Consider the following 17,202-nt stretch of genomic DNA (forward strand, 5'->3'; position numbering starts at 1 on the left):
CTTCGACGCCCTTAAGCGCCTGTTTTTCATGCTGCCATCGGGTCTGAGTGGCGTCCAAGACCTATTGAAGCCGTGGTGATACCCTGGAGGTATCACCGGGCTGGAGATTTCTATGGATCTGGATCTGCGCAAACTGCGTTACTTCGTCACCGTGGCCGACCGGCTGCATTTCGGCCGCGCCGCCGATGAGCTTCACATCGCACAGCCGGTGCTCAGCCGGCAGATCCGCGCGCTCGAGCAGGATCTCGGCGCCTCGCTGTTCACCAGGGATCGCCACGGCGTAGAGCTGACAGATGCGGGCCGGCAACTGCTGGCCGACGCCGGTCCGCTGCTCGCCTCAACCCACGCGGTCCGCCGCCGGGTGTCCGCGGCCGCCAGCGGCAAGCGGCGGCTGATGGTCGGTTTCCGGGCCGGCGTTGCAGTCATCCCGGCGGCCCATGCGTTCGAGGACCGGCACCCGGACGTGGTCGTGGACGTGCAGCGGATCGAAGGGGACGACCAGGCTGCGATGCTGCTCGACGGCCGCATCGACGTCGGCTATGTGCGGCTGCCCATCGACGAGGCCGGCCTGCGCGTCACCCCGTTGTACACCGAGCCGCGGGTAGCGGTACTGCCCGCCGGACACCGGTTTGCCGGCAAGGAGGAGGTCACCGAGGCCGACCTGGCCGGCGAACCGCTGGTCTGGCACGGTGACCCGAGCACGCAGCCCACCAAGCGCCCGCTCCCCAACGCCGGGTACCAGGTGCGCGGGGTGGACGAGACGCTCGAGCATGTCGCGGCCGGACGGGGCATCTCCTTCCTGGCCCGTTCGGCGTCCGTGTTCTACTCGCATCCGGACGTCGTCTATGTGCCCATCCCGGATCTGGCGCCCGACCAGGTGTGCCTCGCGGTGGCGGCATCGCACACCTCGCCGGTAGTAGATGACTTCGTCACTGCGGCTCAGTCGACGGCCGAGATCACGGCAGAATGTGGGAACTATGAGATGTGGCAGCTTGGAGGCGATGTCGCCGCAAGGCACGCTTGAGTAGTTCGACTGACCCCGTTCATCATGCGCTGAAGAGTGAAATGGCCTGACGGAGTGGTGCTGTTGCGGCCGACCTCTGAGAGCTGCGCGGCAGCGGCGTCACCGTCACAGCGCTGCTGCCCGGCGCGACCGACAGCGACTTCCACCAGCGCGCCGGCATGGGCAAGACCGCGATCGGCAAGGGCCGGAAGAACGACAAGCGCCTGGTCGCCAAGCAGGGCGTGTAGCCGAAGCACGATCAATCATCATGACGCGCTGACAGCCGCTGTGCCGCGGGCAGATTTCGGGAAACCCGACGCACCTGCCCCCATCAGGGCGGATGTGACGACTCGGCGGACCCGAGACCCGAGAACCCCGGCGGCCGCGCAGGCCGCGGGGGTTCTCGCATGTTCCGGACAGCCGGATGGGCCCCCTGGACAGTGCCTCCGGTGGTGCCGCTGCTTTCGGTCAGATGCTCAGTTCCCGGGTACGCACTGCGGTAGCACGGTGTTGGGTGGGCGTGATGCCGCGGCAGCGCTTGAAGGCGACGCTCAGCGCGAAGGTGTTGGAATACCCGACCTTGCAGGCGATGGAACTCACCGTGGCATCCGTGTCGCGGAGCAGGTCGGCGGCCAGGGCGACGCGCCACGACGCCAGATAGGACATGGGAGGTTCACCGACGTGGCGGGCGAATCGACGGGCCAGACCGGACCTGGAGGCGCCCGCTTTGGCGGCGAGGGTCGCCACGGTCCACGGGTGGGCGGGGTGGTCGTGCATCAGCCGCAGCGCGCTCGCGACGATGGAGTCGTCCGTGGTGCGGTACCAGACGGGGGCGTGGTTCTGGGGGCGGTCGAACCAGGCACGCAGAGTGGACACCAGCAGCAGGTCCAGCAGGCGATCCAACACGGCCTGCTGGCCGGGCTTGTCACGCCGCAATTCCTCCGTGACCAGTGCCAGCAGCGAACGGTCGCTGTCCCGTTCTGGTACGACGATGAATTGCGGGAGGGCATCCAGGAGGCGGTCGCTGATTCCGGCCCGTCCCTCGTAGGCACCGCTGATCAGGAGGGCCGAGCCCGCTTCGCCGACACCGCACGTACGCGGGTCGAGGGCGGCTCGCCTTGCGCGACGGCACGGGCGGTGCGCGCGCAGTAGTCCGCGCTCGTGATGACCTGCTGGGGCGGCGACGCGGGGTTCTCGGCGACGGTGTACGGAGCGGGACCGCGCAGGACGGCGATGTCACCGGAGCCGACCTCGATCGGCTCGCCGTCGGCGGGCGTGATCCAGACGCTGCCGTTGAGCGAGGCCACCAGGGTCAGCTGGGCGCCGCTCGCGAAGCGCAGGGACCACTGAGGGTTCATGACGGTCCGGGTGAACACAGCCCCGCGTGCTCGTACCCCGTCCAGCAGATCCGCTAACGTGTCCACCCTTCCAAGGTAGACGCTCGGACATCGGCATGGGCGTTTCAACCATGGTTTCGCTCGGCGAGGCAGGATTTGGTGGGCACATGACTGAGCACCCGATTCTGATCACCGGCGGCACGGGGAAAGTCGGCGGACGCGCCGTGACCCAGCTCCGCGCGAAGGGCGCCCCGGTGCGTGTGGGGTCGCGCTCCAGCGACCCTCGATTCGACTGGATGGACCAGAACACGTGGGACGCCGCCCTTGACGGCGTGAAGAAGGTCTTCATCGTGTCGCAGGACGGAGAGCTGCTGACGCGGCCGTTCGTCCAGCGCGCCAAGGAGCTGGGTGTCGAGCGCGTCGTGCTGTTGTCCGGCCGCGGCACCGACGTCCCCGGCTACGCCAGCGAGGACAGCATCGCGGGCAAGACGCACATCGACGGCGAGGACGCCGTGCGCAACTGCGGCCTGGAGTGGACCATCGTGAGGCCGGCGTGGTTCGCGCAGAACTTCAGTGAGGGCTTCTTCCGGGACGCGGTGCTCGCCGGCGAACTGCGCCTGCCGGCCGGTGACGGCGCGGCAAGCTTCGTAGACGCCGAGGACATCGCCGCGGTCGCGGTCGCGGCGCTGACCGAGGACAACCACGTGGGCAAAACCTACGAGCTGTCCGGGCCGAGTGCGCTCACCATCGGCGAGGCGGCGGCCCTCATCTCGGAGGCCACCGGCCGCTCGGTGCGCTATGTGCCCCTCTCGCCCGAGGACTTCGTCGCGGAACTGGTCGCCGAGGGCTGGCCCAAGGCCGACGCGGACGACTTCGCCGACGCGGTCGGCCCGATCCGACGGGACATGGACAGCCACCTGTCCGACGGTGTGCACGCCGCGCTGGGCCGCCCGGCCCGTCCCTTCGCCCAGTTCGTGACGGACGCCACCGCCGCCGGGGCGTGGGGCGACTGACGTGACGGGCGGTCGGTGACAGTCACCGACCGCACGCAGCCGCCCCCGCCATCGTGATGTGCGGGGGCCGTATCAACCTGAATGGCCTGTGGCGCCGGTTGCCGGTCCGCAGGATGGCCTGAGTAGAAGCAGGCCGATACAACACCGCATGAGTTCAACGGGGGAACTGCACTCTGTGGCAGACCGATGCGACCGCGCACGCGTGGTCGTCCCGGTCCGCCGCCTTGGTGGAGTCAGAAGCCCTGAAGTGTGTCCCTATTGCCGTACGGTGGTTGACCTGGAGCTTTGTGATCGCCCGAGTACGGGCATGATCAGTGATTGTGGGTCTGCGACTGCTCTACCTTCTTCTGTCGACTACTGGGCTGCTTACCGCTGTACTTCGGCAGGTCGAGCGGCCGCGGCTCTCATGGGCTGATCGTGTCGTGTTCTCCGCCCTCGCACGGCACCTGCCATCCGCCTTGCGCCGCCATCGGCTGGTCACCCCGGGCAGGCTGCTGACCTGGCACCGGCGTTTGGTGCGCTGGAAGTGGCGCCAGACGGCGGTCGGACCCGGTCGGCCAGCGTTGCCGGGAGAGACGGTCGCGCTCATCCAGCGCTTGGCGCGAGAGAACCCGACCTGGGGGTACGTCAGGATTCAAGGAGAGCTGCGGCGGCTCGGCCATCGGGTCGCGGCCGCCAAGATCCGGCGCGTCCTGCGCCGCTCCGGTCTACCGCCCGCACCGCAGCGCTGCCCTTGCCGAAAATATCATCTGTCCAGGTCGCGCTGCATTGCCGGTACTCGTTGAGGGTGCCGCCCGGACGCTCCCGTCTTCGTATGTCGAGGCGGGCGATCTGGTCGGGTCGGTGACCGGCGTGGGTAACGGGCGCAGCGGACGGGCGTTGGCGGGTTTGTGGCCACGATCGCAGTGGCCTGAGCTTTGAGGAAGGCAGCCCAGGAGCGGTCCATGCGCTGCTGCGACGGGGCGAACCCGGCCTCCTTCAGGATTGTCCAGACCGTGGAGGCGGCGATGTCGCGTACCAGGCCGACGAGCTCGCCCACGGACGCGGCGGCATCCATCCCGGGTTCCCCCGCGCAAATCAAGATCTCTGTGCCTTGCGAGGCCGGGAAAGCCAGTTGGCCGCGATGAAACCCCGGTGAGTCGATTTCAGCTGAATCGATCCGGCTGTCACTCATACGAGCGTGGTCTGGTGGTGTGTAGTTTCCGGTCCCGTCCGCGTGACCATGCTCGTCTCACGACGTTGGGGCCGGACAACCAAGGAAGCTGTGCGGCACGGACGGCACGGAAGCGAAGTCGTGGCGACTCCGTCTCGGGCTGTCAGTGGTCATGGTCAGGTCCCAGCAGCAGAGCCCAGGACAGAAGCTCTGGGCAGGGCGAGCGCAGGGCGGGCCTATGCATCTGACTCCACATGAACAAGAACGCCTGATGATCCACGTGGCGGCGGATGTCGCCGAGAAGCGGCGTGCCCGGGGGGTGTTGCTCAACTACCCCGAGACAGTGGCGCTGTTGACCGTGCATGTGTATGAGGGTGCCCGGGACGGCAGGACCGTCGCCGACCTCATGTCTTCCGGGCGGAAGCTGCTGACCCGGGAGGAGGTCATGGAGGGCGTCCCGGAGATGATCGAGAACGTGCAGGTGGAGGCCACATTCCCCGACGGCACGAAGCTGGTCACCATCCACGATCCCTTTCCTGAAGTGGGCAAGGACGAAGAGCCGATCGTCTGTCCGGGGAAGGTCGACTTCTCCCCCCGCGAGGGAGACGAGGTCGTGGTCTTCAACGAGCGCAACAGACAGGAGAAGGAGGTCACGAAGCTGACGGTCACGAACCCGACCGACCGCCCCATCCAGGTCGGTTCCCACTACCACTTCGCCGAGGCCAACGACGGGCTGGAGTTCACTCGCCAGGAGGCGTGGGGCAAGCGTCTGAACGTCCCCGCTGGCAGCTCCGTACGGTTCGAGCCCGGCATCACCGAAAAGGTCGAGCTCGTGCCCATCGAGGGTGAGCGCGTGGTCCATGGTTTGCGCGGAAAGGTCAAGGGCCTGCCCGAGAAGATCGACGGCTCGCTCGACAACACCACGGGTTCGTTCGACGAGAAGCAGGTGTGACGTCCATGGCGCAGTGCCCCGACTGTTCCTGCTGCCCCGAAGAGCCGAAGCCTTTCGACCCCCTGACCCGCGCCGCCTACGCGGACCGGTTCGGCCCGACGACGCGCGACCGTATCCGCCTCGCCGACACGGCACTGCGGATCAAGATCGAGGACGACTGGTCGGGCGGACCCGGACGCAGCGGCAACGAGATGGTCTTCGGCGGCGGCAAGGTGATCCGTGAATCGATGGGGCAGTCCATCGCGGCGCGTGACCCGGGCAGGGACAAGAACAGCAAGGCTTCCGAGAGCCGTGTCCTGCCGCCCGACACCGTCATCACCGGCGCTGTCGTGCTGGATCACTGGGGCATCGTCAAGGCCGATGTCGCCATCCGTGACGGCAACATCGTCGCGCTCGGCAAGGCGTACAACCCCGAGACCATGAACCGTCTGCACGAGGACGGGGTAAGCCACAACGGCATCGGTCCGACGCCCACCGACTTCGTCATCGGTCCGGATACGGAGGTCGTCGCGGGCAAGGGCAGGATCCTCACCGCCGGCGGGATCGACACGCACGTCCACTTCATCTGCCCCGACCAGGTCGATGAGGCGCTGGCCGCGGGCGTCACCACTCTCATTGGCGGCGGCACGGGTCCGGCAGAGGGCAGCACGGCCACCACCGTCACCCCCGGGTCCTGGCACGTCGACCGTACGTTTGAGGCGCTGGACGCCTTCCCGGTCAACATCGGGCTGCTCGGCAAGGGCGCCACGATGTCGGAGGAGTCCATGCTCGACCAGGTGGACGCCGGTGTCATCGGGTTCAAGGTTCACGAGGACTGGGGTGCCACCCCCGCCGTCATCGGCAAGTGTCTGGACGTCTGCGAGAAGACCGGCGTCCAGCTCGCGCTCCACGCTGACTCGCTGAACGAGGCCGGCTTCGTCCAGGACACCATTGACGCCATCAAGAAGCGTTCCATCCACGTCTTCCATGTCGAGGGCGCCGGCGGTGGCCATGCCCCCGACATGATCAAGATGGTGAGCGAGCCGAATGTGCTGCCCGCTTCCACCAATCCCACTCGGCCGCTGACCGTCAACACGGTCAAGGAGCACTTCGACATGGTGATGGTCTGCCATCATCTCAACCCGAAGGTGGAGGAGGACCTGGCCTTCGCGGACTCCCGGATCCGGCCCTCCACGATGGCCGCCGAGGACATCCTGCACGACCTCGGTGCCATCTCGATCATGTCCTCGGACGCTCAGGCCATGGGCCGCATCGGCGAGATGATCATGCGCACTTGGCAGACCGCGCACGTCATGAAGGTACGCCGCGGTTTCCTGGAGGGGGACCTGCCGGAGGAGAAGAAGGCGAAGGGGAAGAAGCCGGCGGATAAGACGCCGGAGGCTGAGGAGCCTCTGGCCGACAACAGGCGCGCCCGCCGGTACGTCGCGAAGTACACCATCAACCCGGCGCTCGCCCAGGGCATCGACGCCGTCGTCGGGTCGGTGGAGACCGGCAAGCTGGCCGACCTGGTGCTGTGGGAGCCGAAGTTCTTCGGGGTCAAACCCCACATGGTCATCAAGGGCGGACAGATCGCGTACGGGCAGGTGGGCGACGCCAACGCCTCCATTCCCACCCCACAGCCGGTTCTGCCGCGCCCGATGTGGGGAGCCACGGGCCTGGCACCGGGCACCATCTCCTACAACTTCGTCACGCAACGGGCCATCGACAAGTTCGCCGCCCGACAGGCCGATCACGTCGGCACCAAGAAGACCACTGCTGCCGCCACAAAGCAGGCCGACGACAGTGGTCGCCCCGAACGGCGCAAGTTGAACAAGCAGTTCAAGGCCATCAAGGACACGCGTCAGGTCAAAAAGGCCGACATGAAGGAGAACAACGCCACCCCCGACGTCGTGATCGACCCTGACACCTACGAGGTCATCGTGGGCGGCGCGAAGGTGACAGATGTGACGACATTTGTCGACGGCCAGATCGTCGACCGCGCCTACGTTTCCGAACTGCCCATGGCGCAGCGGTACTTCCTCTTCTGAGCTTCCGAAAGAGGCACCACACGGTGACACAGAAGCGAGCCATGAAGAAGAGGCATGAAAGGTGACCTGCGAAACATGAACCGCGCCGCGCTGCTCGTCCTGGCCGACGGCCGGTTCCCCGCCGGAGGGCACGCGCACTCCGGCGGAGCCGAACCGGCCGTGGCCGCGGGCCGCATCAAGGATCCGGAGTCGCTGGAGGACTTCTGCCGGGGGCGGCTGCACACCGCGGGCCTGGTCGCGGCGGCACTGGCCGCCGCGGCTGCCGCCGGCCACGACCCGCTGGAGCTGGACGAGGCCGCCGACGCCCGCACCCCAGTGCAGGCCCTTCGGACCACCGCCCGCAAACTCGGGCGGCAGATGATGCGGGCGGCCCGCGCCACTTGGACGTCGGCTGAGCTGGACCAACTGGCCGCGCACCGGCCACAGGGCGCGCACCAGCCGGTGGTCTTGGGTCTGGCCGCCCGGTCGGCCGGGCTGGCACCGCTGGACGCGGCGTATGCCGCCGGGTACGAAGCAGTCAGCGGGCCGGCCGCGGCGGCCGTCCGGCTGCTGAGCCTGGACCCGTTCGACGCCACCGCTCTCCTCGCTCGCCTGGCCCTCGACCTCGACCAGACCGCAGCCGCAGCCGCCGCCGCAGCCCAACGCATCCCGAAGGAGGGGATGGACGCGCTGCCCGCCGCCTCCGCGCCGCTGCTCGACATCACCGCGCAGCAGCACGCCGCCTGGGCGGTACGCCTGTTCGCCTCCTGATCACCCATACCACGAAGCCACGAAACGACAGGAGTTACGCGTGCATCTCGATCACGATCTCGACGAGACGTTCCCCGACAGGCACACCTACAGCGCCCCCGGCCCGAAGCGCCCCGACGGTACCCGACGCGCCCTGCGCATCGGCCTGGGCGGGCCAGTCGGCTCGGGCAAGACCGCCACCGTCGCCGCCCTGTGCCGGGCCCTGTGCGACGAGCTGTCCATCGCCGTGGTCACCAACGACATCTACACCCGTGAGGACGCCGACTTCCTGCTTCGCGAAGCCGTCCTGCCGCCCGAACGCATCAAGGCCGTCGAAACCGGCGCCTGCCCGCACACCGCGATCCGCGACGACATCTCCGCCAACCTCGAGGCCGTCGAGGACCTGGAGGACGAGGTTGGCTCTCTCGACCTGGTCCTGGTGGAGTCCGGCGGCGACAACCTCACCGCCACGTTCTCCAAGGGGCTGGTCGACGGCCAGATCTTTGTCATCGACGTGGCCGGCGGAGACGACATCCCGCGCAAGGGCGGCCCGGGCGTCACCACCGCCGACCTCCTCGTCGTCAACAAGACCGACCTCGCCCCCCACGTCGGCTCCGACCTTGAGGGCATGGCCCGCGATGCCAAGGCCCAGCGTGGTCACCTCCCTGTCGCCTTCACCTCCCTCAAGAGCGAGGGCGGCATCAAACCGGTCGCCGACTGGGTCCGCGAACGCCTCACCGACTGGACCGCGGCCCCCGCATGACCCTCGTAACCCCACCAACCAGGGCTGTCGCCCAACGGGGTGCCGCAGGCGTACGGGCTACCGCTCGTATCTCGGCAGCCACCAGAGGCGGCACCACCACCGTGCCCGTCCTCGACGGCGACGGGCCTTTCGAACTGCGGCGCCTGCGCTCACGAGGGACCGAGGCTCGGGTATGCGTCGTCGGCGCCATGAGTGCGCCCCTCGGCGGCGACCGGCTGCGCATCGAAGCCACCGCACAGCAAGGCGCCGTGCTGCATATCACCTCCGCCGCCGCGACCCTCGCCCTGCGGGGCCCAACGCCCGAGCACGCCACCTACGACGTGCGGCTCACCGTGGGAGAACACGCACAGCTCCGGTGGCTGCCCAAGCCGTTGATCTGCGCGACCGGCAGTGATCTGCGGCAGACCTGGACCGTCGACCTCGCCCCCACCGCGAGGCTCGTACTGCGCGAAGAACAGGTCCTCGGGCGCACCGGAGAACCGCCCGGCCATGTAGCGACTCGTCTCACCGTGCGACGCGGCGGGCGCACTCTGCTGGACCAGCAGGCCGAGTACGGACCAGGTGCACCCGCCTGGGACGGCCCAGCCGTCCTCGCCGACAGCCGCGCGACCGGGCAACTCCTCATCGTCGACCCGGCCTTCGAGCAGACGCCCCCCGAAGTCCACCTGCTCGGTGGCACCCCGGAAGACGGCCAGGGCGTGCTGACACCGCTCGTCGGCCCGGCCGCACTCATCACCGCCATCGCCCCGGACGGCCTTCGCCTGCGTCACCTTCTCGACGCGGCACAGGCCACCCTCCCGCCGTCCCGTCGCCGGCGGCAGCGTGAGATGAACGGAGCATCAGCAACTACCCGCCCCGACGCATGAATTCGGTTGAACGGCGGCGAAAGTATCGCGGCTCGTAGCGGCGTGATCGTCTGACGGATGCCAGGACGGCCTGGCATCGTCAGACGAGCCGTCCGGTCAGCTCCAGGGGCCGACCAGGCGCACGAGGGCGCTTGTTGAGGTGTGGTCGGACTCGGTGTTGCCCCCGCTCGGCATGGAGTGCCGGGCTGGGGCGGGCGCCGCTGCGCTCGACCTCATAGCGCGTCCGGCCGACGGAGGCTCCACCCCGGCGCCGATCGACCCGGATGCCCCGACCGCGGACGTCCGCATCGGCTGCGCCAGGTGCTGGACTCTCGGTCAGGTGCGCGACTCGTGGCCGCAGTATTCCGGTGAAGGGCGGTGCGGACAGGGCCGTCGCCATCGCCGACCTGGTCCGGCCCTCCGACCGGAGTTACGCGCACATCGTCGCCACCCGCGACCACCACATCGGTTTCGAGGGCTCGACCCAGGACGGCATGTCACTGGCCGATTGGCTGCCTGCCCGCGACGTCAGCGATCTCGATGTCGTCGGCATCGCCACCGACCACTGCGTGAAGGCCACCGCGCTCGACGGCGTACGAGCGGGCTTCGCCGTACGGGTCCTGCTCGACTGCACCGCCGGGTTGCCGCCGACACCACCAGCACCGCGATCATCGAGCTACGCACCCTCCTGCTCCGCCGCCACCCGAGGCCTCCCGTCCCAAACCCCGCGGCCGACCGTGAGGAGTGCCTGGCGGGTCAGGTCAACCGCGGACGGTCTACCGCAGCACGGCGAGTTGGTGGCTCGTCGCCAGGAAGCTCAACTAGCCCATGGCCTGCCCGGACGCAATATCCGGCACGTACGCTGCCGCCGCTCGCCCGCCATGCGCAGCTGTGGTTCGAGGACCTGTCGCCTGGTGTTGGAGGGGCTCGAACTCACGGCCCCGGTGCACTCCTCTGCGTGGTTTCTTCATGCAGCAGTCATATATGGCTGATGTGGGGAGAAGTCGACACGTCATGCTGTTGGTTCGTCGAGGAAGGGCTTTTCATGCGCCATCGTGCTGTGTCCATCGCGGCTGTGGTCTGCGTGTGGTCTTCGACCGCAGCTGTGCCCATTGCCGTAGCTGCGGACGCTCAGGCTGCCGTCGGCGACCAGGTCAGGTGGGGTCTGTCTTCCGCCGCGGCACAGGAGTTCGCGGCCGCCGGAGGCGCCACTGCGTTCACGAAGGCGTTCGGTTCCGTAACGGTGCTGCCGGTCGGCACTCCCTTGGCCACGATCGCCGGACGCGTTGACGCGTCGCCGATGCCGGACCAGGGGGACCAGGCGTGAGCGGCGGTCCTTCGTGCCCCGAGCCCCCTGAAGGTAGTCGACCGAGCTATGTGAGGCAGCTCCTGCTCTGGGTGCAACAGGTAGGTCTGGCGGGCAGCGCCTCGGAACAGCAGCGACTGGCGGCCATGGGGCTGGATGTGCTCGCCGAGCGGATGGTGCCGACAGCAGACGAGACGGATGTGGCGTTGACGGCCCAGTGGTCTGCATTCATCTGCCTGATCGACGACTACTTCGACCGTGACTCGCGGGGAACGTCGGCTTCGCGGGCCGAGTCCGTCCTGCAGCGCTTGCTCAGCGTACTCGCCGGGGAGGAACCGCAGCCGGACAGCACAGGTCCCGAGGTGGCGTTGGCCGACCTGTGGCGACGTACAGCTCCGCGGATGTCGCCACGGTGGCGTGATCGGTTCATCGCCGACTACACCGACTTCAGCCGGGCCACGTGCGAGGAAGCCGTCCACCGCGAGCGATGTCATCAGCTGCCCCTGGATTCTTACGTGGCACTGCGCCGACGGACCATCACGCTCCTTCCGATGACGGACATCGTGGAGTGCACGGCCGCAGCGCCTTCACCTGAACTGCCCGAGCAGTGTGTTGAAGGAGCGCGTCTGCGGGCGTTGCGGTGCGCCGGCGCCGATGTCGTCGGCTGGACCAACGACCTGGCCTCCGCCGAGGCCGACCGCAGACGGGGTCAGAACAACCTTCTGACCGTGCTGGAACGCGAGCGGGGCTGCTCCTTCGCCGAGTCGCGTAACGCGGTCGTGAGCATGCGAGACGCCAGGCTGCAGGACTTCCGCAGCCTCGCCCTGAAGCTTTCGGACGGGCGAGGCGTGCCCTCGCCGGCACGCGCATCCGTAGCCGCCTACACCGCCGCCATCTGCGACGTGGTGAATGCTTCTTTGTACTGGCTCGACCGAACCGGGCGGTTCGACGCCCAATGGCTTCCACCGCACGCGGTGTCATCCCAGCCCGGAGCTGAAGAGGGACGACGGACATCACATGAGACCTCCTGAAGCCGGGCACGTCCTGCCCGACTGGCCGGCCAGGGTGTTCCCACCCGGTCTCGGCACCGCCCGGCGCCGTCTGACGGATTGCCTGCTGCGGCGCATCGGACTGGACGGTGCCCTGCGCGACCCCTGCGAGAGCCGAGTACTCGAATCGGCCTTACTTCTGGCCCTTTTGGAGCGGAGCGGACGGTCCTGCGACTTTCGATCAGCGCACAGTCGGCTCGTGCGCTACCTGCATCAGCCCCACCGTCATGGCAGTTCGTGGGACGAGGCATTCACTGCGATCGTATTGAGGAAGCGAGCGCAGGCCGCATCAGCCTATCGGGCGGCTGATGATTTCGCAGCGCGAGCACCGCGGTTCACCGGTCCGCGAAAGCGCCTGGTGTTCCAGGCCATCCTCGTCATGCTGGGCTCCGAACCTCCGTCTGGTGGATGTGAGCTGTTCCCGCGGCACGGTCTGCATCCGTGGGCGTCGATACAGGTCACTGCGGCCAAGGTGGTCCTCGCCTACGCAGCGGCCCGATCGGACATGATCGGCAGCGAAGACGTAGCCCTGTTGCTGTCCACGCAGCGTCCCGGTGAGGTGTGGGAGGGCAACCTGCTCATCCACCTTCTTGTCCTGCACGCGCTGTCTCGTCTGCCAGGCAACGTCACCACCGTGAGGGACGGCATCCGAACCGCGCTGCTGCATCAGCGTGATGACGGCGGTGTCCCGTTCGTCACGGACACCGATACGTGGACCGCCGTCACTGCCGGCCTTGCTCTGCGTACCGCCGGTGCCCCGCGTGGCTCTCTTGAGCGGATCGCTCAGCACGTGCTGCGGCTGCAGCATCCGAGCGGGGGCTGGTCCTATACGGATCGTGCCCGGCTTGCCGATACCGATTGCACCACGGTGGCCCTGGAATTCCTGCACGAGTCGGATCCGCACGCCTACCGCAACCCGGTCCAGTGCGGCATCCAGGCCCTGCTCTCCGTGCGTGGCGGGGACGGCGGGTTCCCCACCTACGCCGGCACTCCATCAGAAGCATGCATGACCGCCGCAGTGATCAACGTTCTGGCGACGCAGGGCTCCCGGTACCAGCGTGTCATCGACGAGGCCATGACCTTCCTCGCCGGCAGTCAGGAGCCCGACGGTTCCTTCCCGCCGGGCTGGAGCGACAGCCGGCTTCACACCCTCTTCCGCGCCCATCTGGCTACCAGGCCCTTCACCGCGGGCAGGGCCCCGGTTGTGCGTGAACGAATCGTCCGGCTGGTGCGCTCGATCCAGAACGACGACGGCGGCTGGGGCAAGGAGGACGGCACACCGAGCGACGCCATCAGTACCGCCTACGGACTGATCGTGGCAGCCGGTCTGCCCGACCATCTTCCCGCCGTCCGGGCTGCGGAGTATCTGCTCTCGCAGCAGCATTCCGACGGCAGGATCGATGCGCCGCCTGACATGGTCGGGCCCAGGCCGCTCCCGTACCACGTTCCCGTTCTCTCCGACGTCTTCCTCCTCCTCTCGTTGGCGCACCTCACCCGCCGCGTCACTCCTTGAGGAGCTTGCCGTTCCAGGGCAGCACCGCAGTCCATCGCACCTCGGAAGGACCTCATGATGTTGCTCTTCCACCGCAGGCGGCCTCAGGCATCGCCGGCGGGGCGCACCTGCCCTGTCACGGGCGGCGCGGCCGGTGTCGGTTTCGCCCCGGAACATCCGGCCGTCCTGCGAGAGGAACGCCAGGCGATCCGGACGGCCGCTGCGGATTTTCCTGTTCGCTCCGGAATGAGCGGCCGCCCTGACTGATCCGGCCTGCCGAAGCCTTCCCTCCTACCCTGCGCCTGCTTGGAGAACACCGTTGTCTTCACGTCCCACCCCGGTAGATCTGGCCATGCACCACATGGCACAAGTCCATCCCTCGATCGCTCAGACCATCGGAGTCGTGCTGCACCTCGAAGGCACGCCCCCACCTCTCAAGGAACTCCTCGGCCACCTTCAGGCGAACCTGCACCGTTTGCCCCGCCTCACGCATTACCTCCACGGCTCGGGGCTCAAGGCCCGATGGCAGCGCGACCCTGCTCCTGACCTGCACACACGCGTCATGGAACGTGCCATCCTGCCCGGTGCCGAAACTCTCGACGCGGTTCTTCAGGAACTCGTGACCCACCCGCTGCCCACCCACGGCCCGCTGTGGGACGTGTCGATGATCACCGGCTACTCACCCGGCCGCTACGCCATCTGCTGTCGCGCACACCACAGCACCCAGGACGGCATGGGCCTCCTCAACACCCTCCAGACCCTGTTCGGCACAGCCCCTTCACTCACCGCAGAACCCGAACCGCGCCCCGAAGCCCTCACCTACCTCGGCGCCATGCGCGACACACTGGCTGCCTGCGCCGCCAACGGCATCTGGAACGATCCCACGCATCCCTTCACGGGCAAGCGCATCACCAGTTGGTCACACGTGGCCACCCAGCAGCTGCGCACCGCAGCCATTCCCTGCGGCGGCGACACCAACGACGCCTTCCTCGCCGCCTTGAGCGGAGCCCTGCGCACCTGGTGCTCCGAAAACTGGCCACGGGGTGCCGGCAAACCGCTGCCGGCCATCACGATGGTCAATCTGCGTCGACCGGCAGAACGCGACCGACCCGGCAATCTGTTCACGTTCGCGCCCGCACCTCTGCCCTGCCACGAGTCGGCAGTCGACATCCGCCTCAAGCACGTCATTGCCGCCACCAAAGCCGTCAAAGACCCTTCACGGCGAGCCGCCATGCGCGTGCTGATGGATCGCACCCCAGCGCGGATCTTTCACTCCTTGGCCACCCGGCTGACCACCCCGGACAGGGCAGCCATCAGCACCTCTTACGTTGCCCTCCACCGGCCGCTGGCCTACCGGGACGATCCCGTCACCCGTATCCAGCCGTTCAACTGGCTCCCGCGTAACCAGCCCGCATCCATCGTCGCCTGCAGTTACAACGGCACCACCAGCGTCTGTTTCATCACCGACGCGGCCGCCCCCGGCCTGCACCAACTCCCCTCCCTGTTCGAAGAGGCAGTACAAGAGCTCTCCACCCAGCCGAGTGGCACGCAAACCCGCCTCCCTCCCGAACAACCGACGGCACCCGGCAAGGACGAAGTCCCGGCCTCGCCCACCGCGGCGGACGGCGGACCCCCCGTCGTCATCGACTTCCCTTACATCAAGAACATCCTCGTCGATCAGGCCGCCCTGCCCCCGACGCCCATCACTCCGGAGGCGACGCAGGCCCAGGCGGGCATCGACTCGATGGCCATCACCGTGCTCTCCATGACACTCGAGGACCGCCTCGGCCTAGCCATCGCTGAAGGCGAGCTCGCTCACATTCCCACGGTCGCCGCTCTCGTTGATTTCGTTGCCCAACGCGCCGCCCTATAAGTCCCCTGAGCGCCAGTGGGCCCGCCACGCGCGTTCGGCAGCGTCCGGCGGCCTCAGAACGACAATCCTGGACACCATCCCCAGTCGCGCTTGCCCCCTGCCTCCTCATACGGAACGGCGACGCCGACGGACCGCGCAAACCGATGCACGCCGACAAGGCCGGGCCCGGCCCGCCCAGCCCGGCGTAGTGGCCAACGCCAAGGGCGAGGGGACGACCTCGAGCCAGCGGTGAGACGACCGAGAGGACACACGAATGACGTATGACGGACCCAACGCCGTACCCACTCGACGCGACAGCCCATCGTCACGTGTAGCGGCGCGGCTGATGGGGCTGGGGTCCTGGCTGCCATCCCGCGTCATCACCAATGCCGACCTCTCCCTCACCCTGGACACCTCGGACGAGTGGATCCGAACCCGTATCGGCATTGCCACACGACGTATGGCCGACCGTGACACAGCCACCAGTGACATGGCCGTGGAGGCCGGATCTCTTGCGATGAAATCCGCGGAAGTAGCCCACGTCGACGCCGTGGTGCTGGCCACCGCCACACCCGATCACCCTGTGCCCAGTACCGCGCCGGTTGTGGCCCACCGCCTTGGCTTGCCCTGCGTCCCGGCCTTCGACGTCGGCGCCGGCTGTTCCGGTTTCCTCTACGCAACCACGGTCGCCGCGGGACTCATCCACTCCGCCACTGCCCGAACCGTCTTGGTCATCGGCGCGGAAACAATGTCAGCCATCACCAATCCCACCGACAGAACCACGGCACCGATCTTCGGCGATGGAGCGGGAGCAGTCGTTCTGACGGCGGGCAGGGCAGAGGATGCGGGGGCACTGGGACCGGTCGCATGGGGCAGCGACGGAGCGCACACCGAAGCTCTCTGCATCCCGGACGGGGGCTCGCGTCATCCCTCACCGGGACCGCCGGTCAACGACAATGGCCGGTACGTCCACATGCAGGGTAACGAAGTGTTTCGCCACGCGGTGCGCCGTATGAGTCAGGTGGCAAAGGACGCGGCCTCGGCCACCGGATGGGGCCCCAAAGACATCGACCGGCTCATCGTCCACCAAGCCAATGCACGTATCGGTGCAGCGGTAGCCAACGCCCTGGGCATCCCATCGGATCGTGTGCCGTCCAACATCAGCCACGTTGCCAACACCTCCGCGGCTTCCATCCCCCTGCTGCTCACACACGCCGCGGCCCAAGGGCAACTGACGGCAGGAAACCGAGTCCTCATGGCCTGCTTCGGCGCTGGGTTCACTTGGGCAGCATCCACCCTGACGTGGCCGAAGAACCTCAAACCCCTCGCTGGAAACGGCGCCTGAAGGGTGTCAATATTCCGATCAGGCTGCTGAGCTGGGCGTTTCCTGTGGTTGGTGAGGCAGTCGGGGTGGCGTGGTGTGGTACTCGTTGAGTAGTCCGCCAAGTACCTGTCGGCGCCTGACTGTGGCAGCGGGCAGGGGGATGACGTTCGGCTCGTCGTCGGGTGCTCGTAGGCCGAGGCCGCGGTGAGCCCGTCCGGCGTTGTAGTGCTCCGCGTACGTGGTGAGGACTGAAGCTTCCCCGTGTGACTGGACACCTGGAGACTGGGACGTGAGGTTCCAGAGGAAGTAGTGCCAGGTGGGTAGTCAGTACTCGAAGCGGTATTCGGAGGAGTTCAA

Annotated in this window: 14 protein-coding genes and 1 pseudogene; 13 read left to right on the forward strand and 2 right to left on the reverse strand. The window is 67.7% G+C overall.

Annotated elements, in window-relative coordinates; genetic code table 11:
* Window positions 1-112 precede the first annotated feature (112 nt).
* Entirely contained in the window at window positions 113-1,024 is a 912-nt protein-coding gene (locus tag ACFZCY_RS38780) for a LysR substrate-binding domain-containing protein (protein ID WP_391184537.1), read from the forward strand.
* 447 nt (window positions 1,025-1,471) lie between these two features.
* On the opposite strand, the gene ACFZCY_RS38785 is transcribed toward ACFZCY_RS38780, so the two are convergent.
* Both ACFZCY_RS38785 and ACFZCY_RS38790 read right to left on the reverse strand, forming a co-directional pair.
* Entirely contained in the window at window positions 1,472-2,152 is a 681-nt protein-coding gene (locus ACFZCY_RS38785) for a cupin domain-containing protein (RefSeq protein ID WP_391184575.1), read from the reverse strand.
* Window positions 2,062-2,427 carry a cupin domain-containing protein gene (locus ACFZCY_RS38790; protein ID WP_391184540.1) on the reverse strand — a complete coding sequence of 122 codons (366 nt, stop codon included), beginning with the start codon at window positions 2,425-2,427 and terminating at the stop codon, window positions 2,062-2,064. The genes ACFZCY_RS38785 and ACFZCY_RS38790 overlap by 91 nt, the downstream gene beginning before the upstream one ends.
* Window positions 2,428-2,507: 80 nt before the next feature.
* Between ACFZCY_RS38790 and ACFZCY_RS38795 the strand changes: the two genes are divergently transcribed.
* The 12 genes and pseudogenes from ACFZCY_RS38795 to ACFZCY_RS38850 all read left to right on the forward strand — a co-directional run bounded on the left by ACFZCY_RS38795 (window position 2,508) and on the right by ACFZCY_RS38850 (window position 16,866).
* Window positions 2,508-3,353 carry an NAD(P)H-binding protein gene (locus ACFZCY_RS38795; protein WP_391184542.1) on the forward strand — a complete coding sequence of 282 codons (846 nt, stop codon included), beginning with the start codon at window positions 2,508-2,510 and terminating at the stop codon, window positions 3,351-3,353.
* A 515-nt stretch (window positions 3,354-3,868) separates the two neighbouring features.
* Window positions 3,869-4,138, forward strand: a complete 270-nt coding sequence (locus tag ACFZCY_RS38800) for an IS3 family transposase (RefSeq protein WP_391184577.1) — start codon at window positions 3,869-3,871, stop codon at window positions 4,136-4,138.
* Window positions 4,139-4,744: 606 nt separating this feature from the next.
* A complete protein-coding gene (locus tag ACFZCY_RS38805; protein ID WP_391184580.1) occupies window positions 4,745-5,458 on the forward strand; it encodes an urease subunit gamma in 714 nt (237 codons plus the stop codon).
* 5 nt (window positions 5,459-5,463) lie between these two features.
* A complete protein-coding gene (gene ureC / locus ACFZCY_RS38810) occupies window positions 5,464-7,485 on the forward strand; it encodes an urease subunit alpha (protein WP_391184544.1) in 2,022 nt (673 codons plus the stop codon).
* Window positions 7,486-7,560: 75 nt separating this feature from the next.
* Complete coding sequence (locus tag ACFZCY_RS38815; RefSeq protein ID WP_391184547.1) at window positions 7,561-8,235, forward strand: urease accessory UreF family protein; 675 nt, start codon at window positions 7,561-7,563, stop codon at window positions 8,233-8,235.
* A 40-nt stretch (window positions 8,236-8,275) separates the two neighbouring features.
* The gene (gene ureG / locus ACFZCY_RS38820; RefSeq protein WP_391184550.1) at window positions 8,276-8,977 is read left to right on the forward strand and encodes an urease accessory protein UreG; all 702 of its coding nucleotides are present in this window, start codon (window positions 8,276-8,278) and stop codon (window positions 8,975-8,977) included.
* A complete protein-coding gene (locus ACFZCY_RS38825) occupies window positions 8,974-9,843 on the forward strand; it encodes an urease accessory protein UreD (protein ID WP_391184553.1) in 870 nt (289 codons plus the stop codon). The genes ureG and ACFZCY_RS38825 overlap by 4 nt, the downstream gene beginning before the upstream one ends.
* Window positions 9,844-10,184: 341 nt before the next feature.
* A pseudogene (locus ACFZCY_RS38830) lies at window positions 10,185-10,540 on the forward strand (isochorismatase family protein); the annotation flags it as partial.
* A gap of 659 nt (window positions 10,541-11,199) precedes the next feature.
* A complete protein-coding gene (locus tag ACFZCY_RS38835) occupies window positions 11,200-12,159 on the forward strand; it encodes a terpene synthase family protein (RefSeq protein ID WP_391184556.1) in 960 nt (319 codons plus the stop codon).
* A 217-nt stretch (window positions 12,160-12,376) separates the two neighbouring features.
* Window positions 12,377-13,690 carry a prenyltransferase/squalene oxidase repeat-containing protein gene (locus tag ACFZCY_RS38840; protein WP_391184559.1) on the forward strand — a complete coding sequence of 438 codons (1,314 nt, stop codon included), beginning with the start codon at window positions 12,377-12,379 and terminating at the stop codon, window positions 13,688-13,690.
* A 382-nt stretch (window positions 13,691-14,072) separates the two neighbouring features.
* Window positions 14,073-15,542 carry a wax ester/triacylglycerol synthase domain-containing protein gene (locus tag ACFZCY_RS38845; protein WP_391184560.1) on the forward strand — a complete coding sequence of 490 codons (1,470 nt, stop codon included), beginning with the start codon at window positions 14,073-14,075 and terminating at the stop codon, window positions 15,540-15,542.
* Between the two features lie 253 nt (window positions 15,543-15,795).
* Window positions 15,796-16,866 carry a beta-ketoacyl-ACP synthase 3 gene (locus tag ACFZCY_RS38850; RefSeq protein ID WP_391184563.1) on the forward strand — a complete coding sequence of 357 codons (1,071 nt, stop codon included), beginning with the start codon at window positions 15,796-15,798 and terminating at the stop codon, window positions 16,864-16,866.
* Window positions 16,867-17,202: the final 336 nt, after the last annotated feature.

Origin of the sequence: Streptomyces sp. NPDC007983, assembly GCF_042958345.1 — a bacterium.
Classification (GTDB): Bacteria; Actinomycetota; Actinomycetes; order Streptomycetales; family Streptomycetaceae; genus Streptomyces.

Bases quoted from the DNA above. Each gene is read 5' to 3' on its own strand.
- ACFZCY_RS38780 (WP_391184537.1), top strand. From the start codon at position 113: ATGGATCTGGATCTGCGCAAACTGCGTTACTTCGTCACCGTGGCCGAC.
- ACFZCY_RS38850 (WP_391184563.1), top strand. From the start codon at position 15,796: ATGACGTATGACGGACCCAACGCCGTACCCACTCGACGCGACAGCCCA.
- ACFZCY_RS38795 (WP_391184542.1), top strand. From the start codon at position 2,508: ATGACTGAGCACCCGATTCTGATCACCGGCGGCACGGGGAAAGTCGGC.
- ureC (WP_391184544.1), top strand. From the start codon at position 5,464: ATGGCGCAGTGCCCCGACTGTTCCTGCTGCCCCGAAGAGCCGAAGCCT.
- ACFZCY_RS38815 (WP_391184547.1), top strand. From the start codon at position 7,561: ATGAACCGCGCCGCGCTGCTCGTCCTGGCCGACGGCCGGTTCCCCGCC.
- ACFZCY_RS38805 (WP_391184580.1), top strand. From the start codon at position 4,745: ATGCATCTGACTCCACATGAACAAGAACGCCTGATGATCCACGTGGCG.
- ACFZCY_RS38825 (WP_391184553.1), top strand. From the start codon at position 8,974: ATGACCCTCGTAACCCCACCAACCAGGGCTGTCGCCCAACGGGGTGCC.